Here is a 17,955-nt window from a genome sequence, read left to right as displayed (position 1 = left end):
CGCCACCACATGCGTGGCCTGGGCGCCTCCCGACATCAACCGGGAGCCGCCCGCCACGGCCCGTCAGCAAACGGCGAGGTCAGCGTTCGGTATGTCCGTGAGCAGCATATAGCCGGGGGCATGGGTGATGCAGAAATCCGGCATGCTGGCAGCGATCACCGACTGGGGGGTGACGCCGCAGGCCCAGAAGACGGGAATTTCGCCGGATCGGATGTGCACCGCGTCGCCATAGTCTGGCTTGTGGATGTCCTTGATCCCCACCAGGCTGGGATCGCCGATATGCAGCGGCCCGCCATGCACGGATGGGAAGCGCGCCGTCACCTGCGCGGCACGGATCGCATCCTTGGGGGACAGCGGACGCATGGACATGACCAGCGGGCCCGAGAAACGGCCTGCGGGCGTCGTGGCGATGCCGGTCCGGTACATGGGCACGTTGCAGCACTGCTCGATATGGCGCACCGGCAAACCTGCCGCCAGCATCGCTTCCTCGAACGAGAACGAGCAGCCGATGGCAAAGGTGACGAGGTCGTCACGCCAGTAGGGGGTGATGTCCGTCACCTCCGCCACCACCTGGCCCTTTTCCCAGACCCGGTACCGCGGCACGTCGGTGCGAATGTCGAGGTCATGGCCGAGCAGCGGAAGCTTGGGGTCCCCCACTTCCGAAACCCCCACGAGCGGGCAGGGCTTGGGATTGCGCTGGCAGAACAAAAGGAAGTCATAGGCCAGATCGCGCGGCAGGATGGCCAGATTGGCCTGCACAAAGCCGGGGGCGATATTGGCCGTGGGAACGTCCAATTCGCCGGAGCGGGCAGCAAGGCGAGCGGCATAGGGGGTGGGGTAAGCCTGAGTTTGCATCTTGACCTCGAGACAAGCCGCCCCCGGCCCGCCGTATTGCCGGCAGGGTGCGCTGGAGCGGGAGGGAACCGCCGGTCCGCGCCGTTTCGGGCGGACCGGAAAGGGGGCGCCGCTGCGTTACGAAAAGATCCGCGGCAACAGCAGGCAGAGATCCGGAAACACGCTGATGAGGACGAGCAGCAGCCCCATGGCTAGCACGAACGGGACGCTGCCGACGATGACGGCGCCCATTGAGCCGCTCTTGCGCAAGCTCTGCACCACGAACAGGTTCAGCCCCACCGGCGGGGTGATGAGCGCGGCCTCAACCAGGATGATGATGAGAATCCCCAGCCAGATCGGATCGTATCCGAGCGCGATCATGATGGGGGCGACGATCGGAATGGTGGTGATCATCATGGAGAGCGTCTCCATGAAGCAGCCGAGGATCAGGTAGAAGATCACGATCACCACCAGCATCTGTACTGGCGACAATCCAAGGCCCGAGATGGACCCCACCACCGCGTCCGTGATGCCCGTGGCCGACATGACGAAGTTCAGGAAGCCGGCGGCGATGATGATCAGCATGATCATCGCGCTCGCTTTCATGGTGCCTTCCACCGCCTCCCGCAGCATGGACAGGCTCAGGCGTCCGAACCACGCGGCAAGGATCAGCGCGCCGGTGACGCCCAACGCGGCGGCCTCGGTTGGCGTGGCAAGGCCGGCATAGATGGACCCGACCACCAGCAGGAAGATGCCGAGCGGCGGGGCCAGATGCACCAGGGACCGCAGCCGCTCGCCCCAGCTCGCCCGCACCCTCTGTCCACCCCAGGCGGGTTTGGCGATGCAGGCGACGATGATCGTGACCATGAACAGGCCGGCCAGGAGCAGGCCTGGAATGATCCCCGCCAGATACAACTTGGGCACCGAGGAATTGGTCAGAACGCCATAGATGACGAGATTGATGGAGGGCGGAATGAGGATGCCCAGCGTTCCGCCGGCCGCCAGGCTGCCAAGGAACAGTGGCTCATTATAGCCGTAGCGCTTGATCTGCGGGATCGACACCGTGCCCACGGTGGCCGCCGTGGCGACGCTGGAGCCGGAGGTGGCGGCGAACAGCGCCGAGGCGCCGATATTCGCATGCATCAGGCCGCCGGGCAGCCAGGACAACCAGAGGCTCATGGCGCTGTACATGCGCTCGGCAAAGCCCGCCCGCAGCAGGACCTCGCCGAGCAGGATGAACAGGGGAATGGCAACCAGCAGGAACTCGTTGTTGGTGCTCCACGCCAGTTCCCCAATGGCCCGCGTCAGCGGCAGGAAGGAGTAAAGCGGGTCCAGGATGAGGCCGAGCACGCCCAGCGCGGCGCCGACGGGAATGGACAGACCGATCAGCACCAGTAGGAGGATAAGGGTGGTCGCGATCATGCCTGCTCCCCCTTCACCATCCGCTCGCCAGCGGCCGCTTCCTCTTCCGCCTCTTCCTTGGTGGATCGCACCCCGGCCAGTGCCTTGACGGTGTCGATGTCGCCGGTGACCAGCGCCACCGAGGCCCGCAGCAGCATCAGCGCGAGCACGATGCACATGAACACCAAGCCGACGAACCACAGGCCCTGAGGAATCCACAGGGGGGTGGCGAGCGGCGTGTTGGCATGGGAATTCTGGACGATGGAAGCCGCCACCACGTCATAGGCATAATAGGTCAGGAAGCCCATGAAGGTGCCGAGCGATACCAGCGAGATCCAGTCCAGCACAGCCGAGAGCCGCACCGGCAGATATTGGTAGAGCACGTCCACCCTCACATTGGCCCGCTGAAGCGTCGCGAAGGCGAGTGACCAGGTGGTGGAAATGGCGAAGGCATAGCTCGACAACTCGTCCGCACCACCGAGAGGCCGGCCCAGGAACTTGCGAGCCAGCACATCCAGCGTGATGAACAGCACGCTCGCAATGGTCAGGGCGCCGCCAACCCAGACCGCGGAACGGGCGATGGTCTCGGCGAGGCGTGTCATCGCCGTCAGAAGGGGAGGTGCGGAATAGCGCGTCATGGGGCTCGTTCCCGGAAGGAAGCGGGGGAGGTGTTTCCCGCGAAGGGCGGGCCGCGCACTGCGCGGCCCGCCATCGGGTTCACTTCTTGGCGGTCAGGTCCAGGTCCTTGCCGATGGTGGCATTGAACGCCGCCACGCAGTCGGCCGAGCAGCGGGCCGCCCACTTGGGCAGGATCTGCTCCTGGAACACCTTCTTCAGCTGCGCGCGGTCCGCATCCGTCGGCTGCACCAGCACCATCTTGCCCTTCACCTCATAGGGGCAGGAGGCCGCACCCGTGTTGCAGTCGAAGCCGGTGACAGTCTGCTTGGCGGCGGCGCTCCACATCTGGTCCATGAGGCCGGCGATGCTTTCCTTCAGGAACGCCTGCACCTTGGGATCGAGCTTCTGCCAGGCCTTCTCATTGACCGCGTGGATCTGCTGGTTCCAGTTGATGGGGAGGGCGAGCAGATGGGTGGAGACCTCGTACCACTTGGCCGAATAGCCCGAGAGCGAGCCGGTGATGGCGCAGTCCACCACCTTGTTCTGAAGCGCCGGCACCACTTCGCCGAACGCCATGGTGACACTGGAGCCGCCGAAGGCCTCCACGAATTCGGCCTGGGTGCGCGAGGAGGTCCGCACCTTCTTGCCCTTCAGGTCGGACAGGCCCTTGATATCCGCGTTGCAGAACAGAACCTGCGCAGGATAGGGCGAGATGCCGAGCAGGCGCACATTGGCGCCATCGCCATAGGTCTTTGCCAAGACCGGTTCAAAGTCCGCCGTCACCTGCCGCGCGGTCTTGGCGTCGGGAGCAAGGCCGGCAAGATCGATGGTCTCGTTTATCGGGTTGTCGGAGGCGAAATAGGACAGCGTCGCCGTGCCGAACTCCACCACGCCCTGGGACATCAGGCGCAACAGCTCCGGCCCTTTCAGGCCCATCTCATTGAAGCCCTTGATCTCGGCCGTGACCTGGCCTTTGGAAGTCTCCGGAATGGTGGTGGTCCAGAACGGCTTCTCATAGTCCTGGTAAGCCGTGAGGTTGGAGAGGCCGCCGACCACCTTCAGGTGGGTCTTGGGCAGGTCCTGGGCCGTTGCAGCCGAGGCGACGGCAAGGGCCGCGAGGGAAATCATCAAGCGCTTCATTTTCAAATTCCTCTGGTTTTGCTTGGCGGCGGGAAAACAATCTGAAAGGCGGGTCAAGCCCACGCCACGGGGGAACGGGGAAAGCTCAGCAGGCTGTCGACGCCAGCTTCTGTCACCAGAAGCATCTCGCCGAGCGCGGCGCCTCCGATGCCTGGTATGAACAGGTTGGGATGGATCTCCAGCAGCATTCCAGGAGCGATGGTCATATCCGATCCCCCTGCCGTATCCGTGCCCGATGTATCGAAATGCTGAGGAAATGCGTCCGTCAGGACCGGCTCTTCATAGGAATGGCCCAGGCCATGACCATTGCGAAAACGCCGGGCGCCAGGATGGGCGCTCAGGATTCCGCTTTCGCGAAGCCTCTGCTCCATGGCCGCCTCCACGGCCGCGAGGGGATGCCCTGGGCGCAGTGCACCGAGAGCCGCCTGCATCATGCTCTCCACCAGCCCATGCAGGGCGGCATGATCCGGCTTCACAGGGCCGACCGCGCCCATGCGGATCCCGTGGCCCCAATGGCCGTCGATCGTGAGGGCGATGCCAAGCAGCACCTGGTCTCCCTCTTCAGGCGAAGCCGCGGTTTCCGCCGGCCAATAGCGGCAATAATCTGCCTGCGGGCCAATGGTAAGCCAAGTCCGGCAGTAATCGGCCCCGGCGCGACGGGCATGCGCCTCCAGTTCCACTTGAATGTCCGAAGCAGTCGACTGCCGCGCCAATTCCGACCCGAGCCGGCCAAACAGCTCGTCGCAAAGCCGGGCAGCCGCGCGGTGAGCGGCGATCTCATCCGCATCCTTGCGCAGGCGCAGCCGCGCGGCCCGCTCGTCAAGGGACGGGCCGTCCGCAAGGGGGGCGAGGCGAGCATGAAGCGCGGCGGGCATCTCATCGAAGCCGATGGTGGCCACGGGTCCGGGCAGGCTCAGTTCCCGCACGGCCCGGTCCCAATTGGCGGGACGTGCGTCGATGACGGGCAGGTCCGCAGGCAGGCGGCGCGCCAGCGGGATCATGAAAGGACTGCCCACCAGGAGGCTTGAGCCGGTCGGCGCGACGACAAGGAGGGATGGGCTTTCGTGCCCGTCCCAGCCGGAGACGTAGCGAAGGGCCCCATGGGACTTGGTGCCGGCGCCGAGGGCGCTGCCAAAGCCGAACACCAGTATGGAGGCCGCGCCGCAAGCGCGCGCCTCGGCAAGCAGAGCCGCGCGGCGACCCGTGTGTGGGCTGTGAGCCGCAGCGCCCATGGCGCGGCTTAAAATGCGAGAGACGCGGGCCAGACCGCGCGGCATGCGCGGACCCCCGCCGAAACGTCTGACATGATCTGACCCTCTGGAGCGGCTCTTCTGTCCGCCTTATGGGTTGCATTGCAATTCAGAGATGCCGTGTCTGTCCAATCGTATGTTTGAAACAGAGACATAAATCCGGCTTATACCTCGTGCAGAATTTCGTCCCGCTCTGCAGCCGCAATCTGCTGGGCCATGCGGGCAATGACCCGCGCGGGGTAACTGTCCGGCCCATCCACCCAGCTGGCTGTGAAGCTCAGGTCGGGAAGGGGGTCTGCGGTGACATCGAGCAGGCGCAGCTCGCCCCGCTCAAGCTCGCGGCCCAGGAAGACCGGCGTGATAACGGCAGGGCCGATGCCGTCCAGCACCATGCGCACCACCATGGAGAGGGAAGCGCTCCCATACATGCGCGGTTCGCCAAGGCCGGCGCGCATCAGCATGTCCCGGACCACCTTGTAGGGCGAACTGTTGGACGCATAGGTGATGATGGGAAAGGCCGCCACATCCGGCAGGCTGACAGGTCCCGGCCCCAAGGCAGCATCGTGCCGCACCACCCAAGCGAGCGGATAGGTGCAGAGCGGCAGGTTCTCCACCCGGGCCTCCAGGATCGGCCCCATGAGGAAGGCAAGATCGAGATTGCGACCCATGAGTTGGGTGGAAAGGACGGATGTGCTGTCCACGTGGATTTCCAGCACCAAGGCCGGATAGGCGGCGTGCACCTGCTCGATGAGGCGGGGCAGCCAGGTCTGGACGATGGTCTCGGCCACGCCGAGTCGCACCTTTCCGCTCATGGTGGTCTGGTCGCGGGCGGCGCGCAGCATGTCCTTTTTCGCCTCGATCATCCGCTCCGCATGCACCAGCAGTTCCTGCCCCTTCGCGGTGAGGGATACGCCGCGTGCGTCGCGCTGGAACAGGCGCACGCCCAGCGTCTGCTCCAGAGATGCGATCCGCTGGGAGACGGCGGGCTGCGTGGTGCCGAGCTTCTCGGAGGCGGCCCGCAGGCTGCCGAGGGCCGCGGCCCAGAAGAAGGTCTCGATGTTGCGGAAGTCGATCATGCACGGATCATGCGCCGGAAGGGGCACGGGGCCAATCCACCCGCAGAAGCCAATCCACCCGCAGAACCGGAGATGAACGGCGCGGGCAACCAAGCGACTTCAACGTGCTGAAGCGCCGCCGCGCCATGGCCTCCCCCATCGCGCCAGCATGTTCCGCGCGAGGGCAGCGCGCATTGCGAAGCGACGACCTTCGCTGCCCGCCACGCTGCCCCCCGCTCACCGCGCCTGCACACGCCAGGTGCCGAGCAGCATGTCCAAAAACTGTTGGGCGGCGGGGGCGAGGCTCCCGGTGCGGCGGCGGACAATGCCAATGGTGCGCGAGACTTCCGGATCGCGAATGGGCTTGGTCACGATGAGCGGGTGCTCGCCTTGCGGCGTGGCGAGGCGCGGCAGGACGGAGACGCCGAGGCCCGCCTCAACCAGGCCCAGCGAGGTGGTCAGGTGCGTCACCTCATAGGACCAGCTGAGCTGCACCTTCGCCTTCACCAGGGCGGCGTCCAGGAGAATGCGGTTGCCGCTGGCGCGGCTCACGGCGATGAGGGCATGCCCCTCCAAATCGCTCCAGGCGAGCTGGTCACGCCCGGCCAGAGGATGATCACGCCGGCAGGCGAGGACAAAGGGATCCTCCAGCAGCGGCTCGAACGTGAGGTCGGGGTCCGACCCGCCCATCAGGTTGATGCCGAACTCCACCTCTCCCCGCGCCACGCAGGCAAGGCCCTCGCTGGCGGGCACGTCGAGGATGCGAAAGCGGATGTTGGGGTAATCGGAATTGAAGCGGGCGATCACCGCCGGCAGGAAGTAGAAAGTGGCGGTGGGAATGCAGGCCAGCGAGATCTGGCCCACCCGCCGGCGCCCCACCTCGCGCATGGCGAAGAGGGAGGTGTCGAACTCCTCCAGCATGCGCCGCACCAGAGGCAGCAGTTCCCGCCCCACCGGCGTCAATGCCACCCGCCGCGTGGTGCGCTCTAGCAACGCCGCGCCGATGGCCGCCTCCAGCCGCTGGATGCGCCGGCTCAGGGCCGACTGGGACATGTTGAGGGCTTCCGCCGCGCGGTGAAAACCGCCGAGATCCACCACCGCCGCGAAGGCGCGCAGGTCGAGGGCTTCGTAATTGATGTTCATGACGCATCATTCATCGTGATAATTGCATTTCACATGAAAGCGGCCGCGAGACAAGGTGCACCCACATCAAGAACGTGGTGTCGCCGTGAACGACCTCTCCCGCAAATCCCTGATGACCTTCGAGAAAGTGCCCTGCGTGCTGATGCGCGGGGGCACCTCCCGCGGGCCCTTCTTCCTGGAGAACGACCTGCCGCGCGAGCAGGCTGAGCTGTCCCATTTCCTGCTGGCGGCCATGGGCTCGCCCCATAATCTCCAGGTGGACGGCATTGGCGGCGGCAACCCGCTGACCAGCAAGGTGGCCATCGTTGGAGCGTCCACCCGGCCCGGCGTCGACGTGGAATACTTGTTCGCGCAGGTCTCCATCGACCGCGCCTTCGTGGATTTCAGCCCCAATTGCGGCAACATGCTCTCCGCTGTCGGCCCCTTCGCCATCGAGGCGGGGCTGGTGGATGCGCGGGAGGGTGAGACCACTGTCCGCATCTTCAACCGCAACACCGGCGTGCTGGTGGAAGCGGTGGTGCAGACGCCCGGCGGGGTGGTGGACTATGCCGGGCAGACGTCCATCGACGGCGTCGCCGGCAGCGCGGCGCCCATCCGCCTGATCTTCCGCAATGCCATGGGCAGCAAGACCGGTGCGCTCCTACCCACCGGGAATGTGCGGGAGGAGATCGACGGCGTTCCGGTCTCGCTGGTGGATTATGCGGTCCCCATGGTGCTCATCCATGCGGCCTCCGTGGGCCTTGCCGGCACCGAAACGCCCGATGCGCTCGAGGCCGATATCGACCTGTTGGCGCGGCTTGAAGCCATCCGCCTGGAGGCGGGTCGGCGCATGGGCCTTGGGGACGTGTCGCAGATCGTGGTGCCGAAGCTGGCGCTGCTCTCGGCCCCGCGCGCGGGCGGTACGCTGACCTCGCGCTATTTTGCCAATTCCCGCCGCTGCCATCGCGGACACGCCGTCACCGGCGCGCTGTGCATCGCCGCCGCCAGCCTCCTGAAGGGCAGCATCGCGGCGAACCTTGCGGTGCCCGACGCCGCGCGACCCAACACGTTCGCCCTGGAACATCCCGGCGGCCGGACCGAGGTGGGCCTGGAGCGCGACGCCTGCGGACAGCTTGAAGCGGCCAGCCTCGTGCGCACCGCCCGCCGCCTCTTCGAGGGCAACGTGATCGTGCCCTTGCCCGCCTTCGCCGCTTGAACGACAAATATCTGAAGGAAACGTCCATGAACAATAATCGTGCGCCCCTCCACCTGCCGCTCACCCGGCGCTCCTTGTGCCGTGGCCTGCTCGGCGCGGCAGCCGCCTCGCTGGTGGCCAGCCCCCGCTTGGCCATGGCCGCCGATGCCGCCTATCCCACCCGCCCGATCCGCCTGCTGGTGCCCTATGCGGCCGGCGGCGGCACGGACGGTATCGCCCGCATCGTGGCGCAGGGCGTCTCGGAACGTCTCAAGCAGGCTGTGGTGGTGGACAATAACGGCTCGGCGGGCGGCAACGTGGCCACCCAGCAGGTCGCCAATGCGGAGCCGGATGGCTACACCATCCTGATGGCCAACCAGGGCCCCATGGTGGTCAATCCCCATCTGTTCCGAAACGTGAAGATCGACCCGCTCAAGGCCTTTGCGCCGATCACGCTGATCACCGCGGCCCCGCTTCTGGTGGTGGTGCCGAAGTCCTCGCCCTTCAACACCATCCAGGACTTGGTGACCTACGGGCAGAAGTTCCCGGACAAGCTCTCCTATGGCTCCGCCGGCAACGGCTCGGCGAGCCACCTGGCCGCCGTGCTTCTGGCGCAGGTGACCAACTTCCAGGCCGTGCACGTGCCCTATAAGGGCGCCGGCCCCGCCCTCAACGACCTGCTCGGCGCCCGGCTGGACTTCATGGCCACCACCGTGCCCTCGGTGCTGGGCCTCGCGCAGCGCGGCGACGTGAAGGTACTGGCGGTGACCTCCCGCGACCGGATCGCCAAGTTCCCGGACGTGCCCTCAGTGGCCGAAAGCGGCTGGCCGCAATACGAATCCACCGCCTGGTATGGCTTCGTCGCGCCCAAGGGCACCCCCCAGGCGGTCATCGACAAGCTGCGGGAGGCCACGATCGCCACCATCATGAGCGGCGTGGTGCGGGAGCGCCTGGAAAATGAAGGCGCCAAGCCCATCGGCGATACGCCGACGGAGTTCCTGGACATGATGAAGGGCGAATCCAGCCGCTGGGCCGCCGTCATCAAGAAGGCGAACATCGCCATCGACTGAGGGGCGAGCCGGCCCGCGCCTCACATCGGTGCGGGCAACCCTTCCATCACCGTCCGGAAAGCCGCGATCGCCCGTTCGATCGCGGCGTCGTCGATGTGGCGGTGGGTGACACAGCGCAGGCGCTGCCGGCCCCAGGGGCGGGCGAGCAGGCCCGCCGCCTCCAGAAGGTCCACCCAGGCGCCGCTGTCGCGGCCGGTGCGGGAGACGTCCACCTGCACGATGTTGGTTTGCGGCTCCGTCGCGGAAAGCGGCAGGCCGAGGCCGTTGACGCCCTCGGCGAAGCGCCGGGCGCGGCGGTGATCCTCGGCGAGGCGCGGCCCCATGGTGCGCACGCCTTCCAGGCCCGCCGCCGCCATGATGCCCACCTGGCGCTGGGCGCCGCCCAGCATGCGCCGCAAGGTCCGCCCCTTTTCGATGGTCGCCCTGGGACCGGCGAGCACCGCCCCCACTGGCGCGCTCAGGCCCTTGGAGAGGCACAGCGAAACGGTGTCGGAGGCGCGCGCCACCTCGGCCGGGGTGACGCCCAGATGGACCGCCGCATTGAAAAGCCGCGCGCCATCAATATGCACCCGCGCCCCGCGCCGGTGCGCCATCTCGTGGACCTTCTGCATGTGATCGAGCGGCAGGACGGCGCCGCCAGCATTGTTGTGCGAGGTCTCCACGCCCACCAGGGCCGTCTTCAGCCGGTGCCCGGTGGGGTTCAGCACGTCTTCCAGGACGTCGAGATCCATCGCTCCGGCCGTGCCCGGCACGGGCAGATAGAACAGGCCGGTAAAGGTGCCCGAGCCCCGCTCGGAATTGTAGATGTGGGCACCCGCCTCCAGCACCACCTGCTCGCTGCGCTGGGACTGGGCGAGGATGGCGATGAGGTTGGCCATGGTGCAGCTCGGCACGAACAGGCCGGCTTCCTTGCCCAGCACCTGCGCCGTCTCGGCTTCCAGCGCGCGGGCGGTGGGATCGCCGTCGAGGCCGTCATCGCCGATCACCGCGCTCGCCATGCGCTCATACATGGCGGGGGTCGGGCGGGTGACCGTGTCGCTGCGAAGATCCACCGACGTCAGAGCGTCGGGGTGAGTGGCCATCGTCGCGGTGGCGCCTTGGACCGGCATCTTTGGCCCCTATTGCTTCAGGATCTTGGAAAGGAACAGGCGGGTGCGCGCGTGGCGGGCGTCCACCTCATCGAAGAATTCGGCCTTGGGGCAGTCTTCCAGGATGCGGCCCGCATCCATGAAGATCACCCGGTCCGCCACATGCTTGGCGAAGCCCATTTCGTGGGTGACCACCATCATGGTCATGCCCTCGCGGGCAAGGTCGGTCATCACGTCCAGCACCTCGGTCACCATTTCCGGGTCGAGCGCCGAAGTGGGCTCGTCGAACAGCATGGCGGACGGGTCCATGCACAAGGCGCGGGCGATGGCGACGCGCTGCTGCTGGCCACCGGAGAGCGTGCCGGGAAACGCCTCGGCATGCCCCGCGAGGCCCACCCGCTCCAGGAGGCTGAGGCCGCGCGCCCGCGCTTCCGCCCGGCTGCGTTTCAGGACCTGCGTCTGGGCGAGGCACAGATTGTCGATGACACTGAGATGGGGGAACAGCTCGAAATGCTGGAACACCATGCCCGTGGTGGCGCGCAGGCGCGGCAGGTTGGTGCGCCGGTCGCCCACCGACACGCCATTGACGATGATCTCGCCCTCCTGGAAATCCTCCAGCGCGTTCACGGTCTTGATGAGGGTGGACTTGCCCGAGCCGGACGGCCCGCACACCACCACCACCTCGCCCTTGGCCACATGGGTGGTGCACTGGTTCAGCACCTGCATGGTGCCGTACCATTTGCTCACATTGCGGATCTCGATCATCGGGGGAGTTGGGGAGGGAGCGGTCATCGGGCCAGTTTCCAGCGCGCTTCCAGGCGCTTCACGAGTCGGGAGGCGCCAAAGCAGAGGGCGAGGTAGACAAGCGCCACGAACACGTACAATTCCGTGAGCCGGCCATCGCGGGCGCCCACTTTCGACGCCGCGCCGAGAAAGTCCGTCAGCGCCACCACATAGACGAGCGAGGTGTCCTGGAAGAGGACGATGAGGCGCGTGAGCAGCGAGGGCGTCATGTTCCGCAGGGCCTGCGGCAACACCACCTTCAGGAAGGTCTGCCGCCGGTTGAGCCCCAGCGCCAAGCCCGCAGCCACTTGGCCCCGCCGGATGGACTGGATGCCGCTGCGGATGATCTCGCAGAAATAGGCCGCCTCGAACAAGGTGAAGCTCACGAGGGCCGAGCGGAAGGCCCCCACCTGGATCGGCCGGGGAGATCCCACGATCCAGGCGCCGATATAGGGCACCAGGAAGTAGAACCAGAAGATGATGAGCACCAGCGGCACGGACCGCATGAGGTTCACATAGAGCCCCGCCGGCACCGAGAGCACCCGCCACGGCGAGAGCCGCAGCACCGCCAGCACGATGCCCAGCGCCAGGCCCATCAGCCCCGCGAGGAACGTCAGCGCCAGCGTCAGGCCGAGCCCGTCGAAGATGAGATAGGGCAGCGCATTGAGGATGGCGGAAAAATCGAAGGCGCCGCTCATGACCGCCCTCCCTTTCCGGCGCTTCCCGCCCCGATGAGACCGGGCACGGCGAGCCGGCGCTCCAGAGCGCGCATGGCCAGCACGAGGGTGCCGTTGATGAGGAGATAGCCGAGTGTCGCCGCGCTGAACGCCTCGAAGATGTGGAAGGAGAATTCCTGCATGGCCCGCGCCTGTCCGGTGAGTTCCAGCAGGCCGATGGTCATGGCCACCGAGGAATATTTCACGATGCCCATGAATTCGGACGTGAGCGGCGGGATCATGATGCGGAAGGCTTCCGGCAGCACCACGCGCCGATAGGCCTGGGCGGGGGTCAGCCCCAAGGCGAGGGCCGCCTGATACTGGCCCTTGGGCAGCGACTGGATGCCCGAGCGCATCTGCTCGCCGATGCGGGCGGTGGCGTAGAAGATGAGGCACAGGAGCGCGGGCACGAAGGCGTTCCAAGGCGCCGGCATGCCCTTGATGGCCTGGCCGAGGCTCTTGGGCAGAACCTCCGGCAGCACGAAATACCAGAGGAACATCTGCACCAGCAGCGGGATGTTACGGAACACCTCCACATAGACTGTGCCGATGGCATTGAGCGCGGGCGACCGGGCGGTGCGCAGGACGCCGATCAGCGCCCCCAGCACCAGCGCGCAGATGGCCGTGGTGCCGGACAGCCCCAGCGTCCACAGGGCCCCGACGCCGAGATTGTGGAGATAGCTGTGAACGCCGTCCGACGAGGTGTCGAGGAAGACGCTCCAGCTCCAGTCATATTTCATGGGCGGGTTCCGCCGAATGCCGTGGCCGCGCAGGCGCGGCCGGGCTCACTGATAGGCCGCCGGATCGCCCGAATCGGTGGGATTGGCCAGCGCCTTCTTCAGGGCATCGCTCATGGGATATTTCAGGTTGATGCCGCGCGGCGGGATGGGCGCGTTGAAATACTTGTCATAGAGCGCGGCCACCGTGCCGTCCTTGATGAGCTTGAGGACGGCGGCATCCACCAGCGCCTTGAACTGCGGGTCGTCCTTGGGCTCCATGATGCCGTAGGGCGCGATTTCCAGGCTCTTGGTGCCGATGATGAAGGCGGAGGGATCCTTGGAGGAGGCCACCTGCCCATAGGCGAGGCCATCATCATTGGCGGTGCCGGCGGCGCGGCCCGTTTCCACCATCAAGAAGGCCTCGGCCGTGTCCTTCGCCCCGGCGACCGTGATGCCCAGATTGTTCTTGGCATTGATCTGGGAAATGACCTTGAACGTCTGCCCGCCGGCCTGGGCGGCGATGGTCTTGCCGCGGAAGGAGGCGGGGTCGTTCACGTCCACGCCGCCATCCTTGCGGGCCATCAGCACCACCTGCGCCACGAAGGTGGTGGGCGCGAAGGAGACCAGCTTGTGGCGCTCCACATTGTTGGTGGTGTTGCCGCACTCCAGGTCAATGGTGCCGTTGGCGAGCAGCGGGATGCGGGTGGCCGAGGTGGTGGGGTTATAGCGGATGTCGAGCTTGGGCAGGCCGAGCGCCGCCTTGATCTCGCCGGCGATCTTCTCGCAGATCTCCACCGTATAGCCCACAGGCTTCTGGTTGCCGTCCAGATAGGCGAAGGGCACCGAGGTCTCGGGATGGCCGAGGGTGATGGAGCCGGTCTGGCGGATGGTGTCCACGCGGCTCTGGGCCTGCGCCGCGCCAGCGGCGAGCGTGAACGAAACGGCGATCGCGATCCCGCAAAGAGCTTTCATCATGTTCCCCACTGGGCGAGTTGGCCATGCCGCTCGCTCTTTCAGCCTCGGGACTATGGCAAGCCGACTTCATGATGCATAATTCTAATTATGACCCATCTCATACGGATTTGATATGCCACAGCGGCGCATGGGCCTTCAGCACATCGAGGCCTTCCGGGCGGTGGTGCAGACCGGCTCCATGACGGAGGCGGCGCGCCGCCTCAACACGTCCCAGCCGCAGATCAGCCGCCTCATCGCGCAATTGGAGCAGATCACCAAATTCGCCTTGTTCGACCGCTCCGGCAGCCGGGTCTTTCCCACCAATGAGGGCACGCGCTTCTTTCAGGAGGTGGAGAAGGCTTTCACCGGCCTGAGTTCCCTGGAAGCCGCCGCCCACGGCATCCGCTCCTTCCGCGCCGACCGTCTGCGCGTCACCGCCATGCCGCGCCTCGCCGCCGGGCTTCTGACCCGCATCGCCGCGCGCTTCATGGTGGATTATCCGGAGGTGATGGTTTCCATCCGCTCGGGCACCGCCAATACGGTGCATGAATGGATCAGTTCGGGCCTGTGCGACATGGGGCTCGCCATGCTCTATCAGGACACCCATGGGGTGGAGGTGGAGCCGCTTCATACCGGCCAGTGCGTGGCCGTGCTGCCCAAGGGCCACCCGCTCGCCGCGCGCGAAAGCCTGACCCCGGAGGATTTCGCCGGCCAGGCCTTCATTGCCTCGCCCGGTGGAGGGCAATTGGCGGAACGTATCGACCAGGTGTTCACGGCGGCGGGGGTGCGGCGGCGCATCGTGGCGGAGACGGACCTCGGCGCCTCCGTCTGCACACTGGTGGGGGCGGGGCTGGGGGTGAGCCTCGTCAATCCGCTCGCAGCCCATGAGGAGCGGGCAGCGGCGGGGCTGGAAATCCGCCCCTTCACGCCGGACATCCCGACCACGGTGGCGCTGATCTTTCCGCCTTATGTGGCCCGCACCCGTCTGGTGGCGGAGTTCAGCGCCTATGCGCGCCGGCAGGTGCAGGCGGAGCTGGCAGCCATGGGGAATCCGCCGCCAGCTCCTGTGTAGGGGTCAGCGCCCCTTCCAGACCGGCGCGCGCTTTTCCGCGAAGGCGGCGGGGCCTTCCACGGCGTCTTCCGAGGCCAGCATGGCCTTCATGGCGGGATAGTCCCATTCCTCGGTCAGCGCCTGCGCCAGCGGCGTATCGAGGCCGCGCAGGGCCGCCTCCTTGGTCGCCCTGACCGACATGGGGCTGGCGGAAAGGATCTCCGCCGCCCAGCGCCGGGCGGCCTCCAATATGTCGCCCTCCACCACCTCCGTCACGAAGCCCAGGTCATAGCCCTCCTGCGCCGCCACCCGGCGGCCGGTGAGCATCATGCCCATGGCGCGCTTCAGGCCGATCTCGCGCGGCAGGCGCTGGATGCCGCCGGCGAGCGCGGCCAGGCCCACCTTGGGCTCCGGCAAGGCGAAGACCGAGCGCGGCGTCGCGATAAGAATGTCGCAGGCGAGCGCCAACTCGAACCCCCCGCCCATGGCCACGCCATCCACGGCGGCAATGAGCGGCTTGTTGAGGTCGAACCGCGCGGTGAGCCCGCCAAAGCCCGAAGGCGGGGTGACGAGCCCACCGCCGGAGGCCTGCTGCTTCAGGTCATGGCCGGCGCAAAACGCCTTGCCGCCCGCCCCCGTGAGGATGGCGACCCACTGGCTGTCATCGGCCGCGAAGGCGTCGAAGGCCTCAGCCAGTTCCTCATGGGCCTGCGCGTTCAGCGCATTATGGGCCTGCGGCCGGTTGATGGTGACGAGGGTGAGCGCGCCTTCGCGCGCGACGGTGATGTATTGGTAGGTCACGCTGCCTGCTCCCGCACGCCGCTCTGCACGAGGCCGGCGAGCCGGCTGGCGATGAGGGCTTCCGCTTCCGCCACGATGCGGCCCACCAGCTCCGCGCAGGTGGGAATGTCGTGAATGAGCCCCTGCACCTGCCCCGCCCAAACGAGGCCGGCGTCCAGGTCCCCCGTCTCCAGCGCCACGCGCCCCTTGGCGCCGGACACCAGCGGGCGGATGTCCTCGAACGTGGCATCGGGCTTCAGGGAGCGCGCCACCACCTCGTCGGACACGGACGTCTTCGCCACCCGTCCCGTATTGTGGAAGCGGCGGAAGATGAGATTGGTGGCCCGCTCGTCATTGGCAACCAAGAGCTCTTTCACCTTGTCATGGATGGGCGCTTCCACGGTGGCGCAGAAGCGCGTGCCCATATTGATGCCCTCGGCCCCCAGCGCCAGCGCCGCCACGAGTCCCCGCCCGTCAGCGAAGCCGCCGCTGGCGATGATGGGGATGGACACCTTGTCCGCTGCCGCCGGGATGAGGATGAGGCCGGGAATGTCATCCTCGCCGGGGTGGCCGGCGCATTCGAAGCCGTCGATGGAGAGGATGTCCACGCCCATGCGCTGGGCCGAGAGGGCATGGCGCACGGCGGTGCATTTGTGGATGACCAGGATGCCGTGGGACTTGAACTCCTCCACATGCTCCTGCGGCTTGTGGCCGGCGGTCTCCACGATCTTGATGCCGCTCTCGATGATGGCGCGTCGATACTCCGCATAAGGCGGCGGGGAGACGGACGGCAGGATGGTGAGGTTCACGCCGAAGGGCTTGTCGGTCATGGCCCGGCAGCGGTCGATCTCGCGGCGCAGATCATCGGGGGTGGGCTGGGTCAGGGCGGTTAGCACGCCGAGCCCGCCCGCATTGGAAACGGCGGCGGCCAGTTCCGCCCGGCCCACCCACATCATGCCCCCCTGCATCACCGGGTGGCGCACGCCGGTCATCTGCGTGAATCGTGTGGAGAGAGCCATCACAGCGCCTCCACGATGGTGACATTGGCGATGCCGCCGCCTTCGCACATGGTCTGCAAGCCATAGCGCTTGCCGCGCGCTTTCAGCGCCTGAACGAGGGTGGCCAGCAGCTTGGTGCCGGAGGCGCCCAAGGGATGGCCGAGCGCGATGGCGCCGCCATTCACATTGAGCTTTTCGGGATCGGCGCCCAGCGCCTGCATCCAAGCCAGCGGGATGGGCGCGAAGGCCTCGTTCACCTCATAGAGGTCGATGTCATCAAGGCTCATCCCCGCCTTGGCCAGCGCCTTGCGCGTGGCGTTGATGGGCTCCTCCAGCATGATGACGGGATCGCCCGCCGTCACGGCCAGGGTCACGATGCGGGCGAGCGGAGTGAGGTTGTGGGCTTTGAGCGCCCGCTCGCTCACCACCAAGGCGGCGGAGGCGCCGTCGCACATCTGGCTGGCATTGGCGGCGGAGAGGACGCCGTCTTCCTTCAGCAGCTTGACCGAGCCGATGCCCTCCAGCGTCGCGTCATAGCGGATGCCTTCGTCGGTGGTGTGGAGGCCGCCCTCCACGGCGATCGGCACGATCTCGTTCACGAAAGCGCCGGCCTGCGTCGCCTGCGCGGCGCGGCGGTGGCTTTCCAGGGCGAAGCGGTCCAGCGTCTCGCGGTCGAAGCCATATTTGCGGGCGATCATCTCGGCGCCCTCGAACTGGCTGAAGCTCGACACCCCATAGCGGGCGCGGATCTTTTCCGAGACCGGCCCGGTGCCCACCCCCGCCTTCTCGAACAGGGAGACGGAGGCGAACATGGGCACGCGGGTCATGCTCTCGGCACCCGCCGCGATGACCACGTCCTGGGTGCCGGACATGACCGCCTGGGCCGCGAACTGCACCGCCTGCTGGGAACTGCCGCACTGGCGGTCGATGGTCACCGCCGGCACGCTCTCCGGCAAGGAGGAGGCGAGCACCACGTTGCGGCCGAAGGCGAAGGACTGCTCGCCGCCTTGGGTGACGCAGCCGACGATCACATCCTCCACCGCGTCCGGCGCGATGCCGGTGCGCGCCACCAGGGCGTCCAGCACGGCACCGCCCATGTCGGCGGGATGCCAGCCGGCGAGCTTGCCGTTGCGCCGCCCCCCGGCGGTGCGGACGGCGTCCACGATATAGGCCTCGGCCAT

General features: G+C 66.9%; 18 protein-coding genes. 3 read left to right on the top strand and 15 right to left on the bottom strand.

Annotated elements, in window-relative coordinates; genetic code table 11:
* Positions 1 to 63 precede the first annotated feature (63 nt).
* The 7 genes from PV781_RS18590 to PV781_RS18560 all read right to left on the bottom strand — a co-directional run bounded on the left by PV781_RS18590 (position 64) and on the right by PV781_RS18560 (position 7,441).
* Positions 64 to 855, bottom strand: coding sequence for a putative hydro-lyase (locus tag PV781_RS18590; RefSeq protein ID WP_274777131.1), 792 nt, complete (start codon positions 853 to 855; stop codon positions 64 to 66).
* A gap of 117 nt (positions 856 to 972) precedes the next feature.
* Positions 973 to 2,256, bottom strand: a complete 1,284-nt coding sequence (locus tag PV781_RS18585) for a TRAP transporter large permease (protein ID WP_274777130.1) — start codon at positions 2,254 to 2,256, stop codon at positions 973 to 975.
* Positions 2,253 to 2,873 carry a TRAP transporter small permease subunit gene (locus PV781_RS18580; RefSeq protein WP_274777129.1) on the bottom strand — a complete coding sequence of 207 codons (621 nt, stop codon included), beginning with the start codon at positions 2,871 to 2,873 and terminating at the stop codon, positions 2,253 to 2,255. The genes PV781_RS18585 and PV781_RS18580 overlap by 4 nt, the downstream gene beginning before the upstream one ends.
* Positions 2,874 to 2,952: 79 nt before the next feature.
* A complete protein-coding gene (locus tag PV781_RS18575) occupies positions 2,953 to 3,993 on the bottom strand; it encodes a TRAP transporter substrate-binding protein (protein ID WP_274777128.1) in 1,041 nt (346 codons plus the stop codon).
* Between the two features lie 53 nt (positions 3,994 to 4,046).
* Entirely contained in the window at positions 4,047 to 5,270 is a 1,224-nt protein-coding gene (locus tag PV781_RS18570) for a M24 family metallopeptidase (protein WP_274777127.1), read from the bottom strand.
* A 137-nt stretch (positions 5,271 to 5,407) separates the two neighbouring features.
* Positions 5,408 to 6,319 carry a LysR family transcriptional regulator gene (locus PV781_RS18565; protein WP_274777126.1) on the bottom strand — a complete coding sequence of 304 codons (912 nt, stop codon included), beginning with the start codon at positions 6,317 to 6,319 and terminating at the stop codon, positions 5,408 to 5,410.
* Positions 6,320 to 6,535: 216 nt separating this feature from the next.
* Positions 6,536 to 7,441, bottom strand: coding sequence for a LysR family transcriptional regulator (locus PV781_RS18560; protein ID WP_274777125.1), 906 nt, complete (start codon positions 7,439 to 7,441; stop codon positions 6,536 to 6,538).
* Between the two features lie 112 nt (positions 7,442 to 7,553).
* Between PV781_RS18560 and PV781_RS18555 the strand changes: the two genes are divergently transcribed.
* Together PV781_RS18555 and PV781_RS18550 are read left to right on the top strand one after the other, a co-directional pair.
* Positions 7,554 to 8,636, top strand: coding sequence for a 4-oxalomesaconate tautomerase (locus tag PV781_RS18555; protein WP_274777161.1), 1,083 nt, complete (start codon positions 7,554 to 7,556; stop codon positions 8,634 to 8,636).
* A gap of 26 nt (positions 8,637 to 8,662) precedes the next feature.
* Entirely contained in the window at positions 8,663 to 9,685 is a 1,023-nt protein-coding gene (locus PV781_RS18550) for a Bug family tripartite tricarboxylate transporter substrate binding protein (RefSeq protein ID WP_274777124.1), read from the top strand.
* Positions 9,686 to 9,705: 20 nt separating this feature from the next.
* Here PV781_RS18550 and PV781_RS18545 read toward each other — a convergent pair whose 3' ends face one another.
* The 5 genes from PV781_RS18545 to PV781_RS18525 are packed head-to-tail and all read right to left on the bottom strand — an operon-like array spanning position 9,706 to position 13,966.
* Positions 9,706 to 10,794: a threonine aldolase family protein gene (locus PV781_RS18545; protein ID WP_274777123.1), complete on the bottom strand. Its 1,089-nt coding sequence runs from the start codon at positions 10,792 to 10,794 to the stop codon at positions 9,706 to 9,708.
* Positions 10,795 to 10,803: 9 nt separating this feature from the next.
* On the bottom strand, positions 10,804 to 11,538 hold the full coding sequence (locus PV781_RS18540) for an amino acid ABC transporter ATP-binding protein (RefSeq protein ID WP_274777160.1): 735 nt from the start codon (positions 11,536 to 11,538) through the stop codon (positions 10,804 to 10,806).
* Positions 11,539 to 11,561: 23 nt separating this feature from the next.
* The gene (locus PV781_RS18535; protein WP_274777122.1) at positions 11,562 to 12,254 is read right to left on the bottom strand and encodes an amino acid ABC transporter permease; all 693 of its coding nucleotides are present in this window, start codon (positions 12,252 to 12,254) and stop codon (positions 11,562 to 11,564) included.
* Complete coding sequence (locus tag PV781_RS18530; protein ID WP_274777121.1) at positions 12,251 to 13,012, bottom strand: amino acid ABC transporter permease; 762 nt, start codon at positions 13,010 to 13,012, stop codon at positions 12,251 to 12,253. Before PV781_RS18530 ends, PV781_RS18535 begins: the two co-directional genes overlap by 4 nt.
* Before the next feature lie 45 nt (positions 13,013 to 13,057).
* Positions 13,058 to 13,966, bottom strand: a complete 909-nt coding sequence (locus PV781_RS18525; RefSeq protein ID WP_274777120.1) for an amino acid ABC transporter substrate-binding protein — start codon at positions 13,964 to 13,966, stop codon at positions 13,058 to 13,060.
* A gap of 112 nt (positions 13,967 to 14,078) precedes the next feature.
* Between PV781_RS18525 and PV781_RS18520 the strand changes: the two genes are divergently transcribed.
* Positions 14,079 to 15,017, top strand: coding sequence for a LysR substrate-binding domain-containing protein (locus PV781_RS18520; protein ID WP_274777119.1), 939 nt, complete (start codon positions 14,079 to 14,081; stop codon positions 15,015 to 15,017).
* 3 nt (positions 15,018 to 15,020) lie between these two features.
* On the opposite strand, the gene PV781_RS18515 is transcribed toward PV781_RS18520, so the two are convergent.
* The 3 genes from PV781_RS18515 to PV781_RS18505 are packed head-to-tail and all read right to left on the bottom strand — an operon-like array spanning position 15,021 to position 17,955.
* Positions 15,021 to 15,797 (bottom strand): enoyl-CoA hydratase-related protein, encoded by a 777-nt coding sequence (locus tag PV781_RS18515; protein WP_274777118.1) that lies wholly within the window; start codon positions 15,795 to 15,797, stop codon positions 15,021 to 15,023.
* Positions 15,794 to 16,795 carry an NAD(P)H-dependent flavin oxidoreductase gene (locus tag PV781_RS18510; protein WP_274777117.1) on the bottom strand — a complete coding sequence of 334 codons (1,002 nt, stop codon included), beginning with the start codon at positions 16,793 to 16,795 and terminating at the stop codon, positions 15,794 to 15,796. The genes PV781_RS18515 and PV781_RS18510 overlap by 4 nt, the downstream gene beginning before the upstream one ends.
* Positions 16,795 to 17,955, bottom strand: coding sequence for an acetyl-CoA C-acetyltransferase (locus PV781_RS18505; protein WP_274777116.1), 1,161 nt, complete (start codon positions 17,953 to 17,955; stop codon positions 16,795 to 16,797). The genes PV781_RS18510 and PV781_RS18505 overlap by 1 nt, the downstream gene beginning before the upstream one ends.

It is taken from the genome of Aquabacter sediminis, assembly GCF_028863665.1.
In the GTDB taxonomy this organism is placed as follows: domain Bacteria; phylum Pseudomonadota; class Alphaproteobacteria; order Rhizobiales; family Xanthobacteraceae; genus L1I39.
Note: the sequence above shows the minus strand (reverse complement) of the source record. Positions and strands in the feature narration are given on the sequence as shown.

What these genes read in the sequence shown, in the direction of transcription:
- PV781_RS18590 (WP_274777131.1), bottom strand. Translation starts at nt 855, where the DNA reads ATGCAAACTCAGGCTTACCCCACCCCCTATGCCGCTCGCCTTGCTGCC.
- PV781_RS18585 (WP_274777130.1), bottom strand. Translation starts at nt 2,256, where the DNA reads ATGATCGCGACCACCCTTATCCTCCTACTGGTGCTGATCGGTCTGTCC.
- PV781_RS18580 (WP_274777129.1), bottom strand. Translation starts at nt 2,873, where the DNA reads ATGACGCGCTATTCCGCACCTCCCCTTCTGACGGCGATGACACGCCTC.
- PV781_RS18575 (WP_274777128.1), bottom strand. Translation starts at nt 3,993, where the DNA reads ATGAAGCGCTTGATGATTTCCCTCGCGGCCCTTGCCGTCGCCTCGGCT.
- PV781_RS18570 (WP_274777127.1), bottom strand. Translation starts at nt 5,270, where the DNA reads ATGCCGCGCGGTCTGGCCCGCGTCTCTCGCATTTTAAGCCGCGCCATG.
- PV781_RS18565 (WP_274777126.1), bottom strand. Translation starts at nt 6,319, where the DNA reads ATGATCGACTTCCGCAACATCGAGACCTTCTTCTGGGCCGCGGCCCTC.
- PV781_RS18560 (WP_274777125.1), bottom strand. Translation starts at nt 7,441, where the DNA reads ATGAACATCAATTACGAAGCCCTCGACCTGCGCGCCTTCGCGGCGGTG.
- PV781_RS18555 (WP_274777161.1), top strand. Translation starts at nt 7,554, where the DNA reads ATGACCTTCGAGAAAGTGCCCTGCGTGCTGATGCGCGGGGGCACCTCC.
- PV781_RS18550 (WP_274777124.1), top strand. Translation starts at nt 8,663, where the DNA reads ATGAACAATAATCGTGCGCCCCTCCACCTGCCGCTCACCCGGCGCTCC.
- PV781_RS18545 (WP_274777123.1), bottom strand. Translation starts at nt 10,794, where the DNA reads ATGCCGGTCCAAGGCGCCACCGCGACGATGGCCACTCACCCCGACGCT.
- PV781_RS18540 (WP_274777160.1), bottom strand. Translation starts at nt 11,538, where the DNA reads ATGATCGAGATCCGCAATGTGAGCAAATGGTACGGCACCATGCAGGTG.
- PV781_RS18535 (WP_274777122.1), bottom strand. Translation starts at nt 12,254, where the DNA reads ATGAGCGGCGCCTTCGATTTTTCCGCCATCCTCAATGCGCTGCCCTAT.
- PV781_RS18530 (WP_274777121.1), bottom strand. Translation starts at nt 13,012, where the DNA reads ATGAAATATGACTGGAGCTGGAGCGTCTTCCTCGACACCTCGTCGGAC.
- PV781_RS18525 (WP_274777120.1), bottom strand. Translation starts at nt 13,966, where the DNA reads ATGATGAAAGCTCTTTGCGGGATCGCGATCGCCGTTTCGTTCACGCTC.
- PV781_RS18520 (WP_274777119.1), top strand. Translation starts at nt 14,079, where the DNA reads ATGCCACAGCGGCGCATGGGCCTTCAGCACATCGAGGCCTTCCGGGCG.
- PV781_RS18510 (WP_274777117.1), bottom strand. Translation starts at nt 16,795, where the DNA reads ATGGCTCTCTCCACACGATTCACGCAGATGACCGGCGTGCGCCACCCG.
- PV781_RS18505 (WP_274777116.1), bottom strand. Translation starts at nt 17,955, where the DNA reads ATGGCCGAGGCCTATATCGTGGACGCCGTCCGCACCGCCGGGGGGCGG.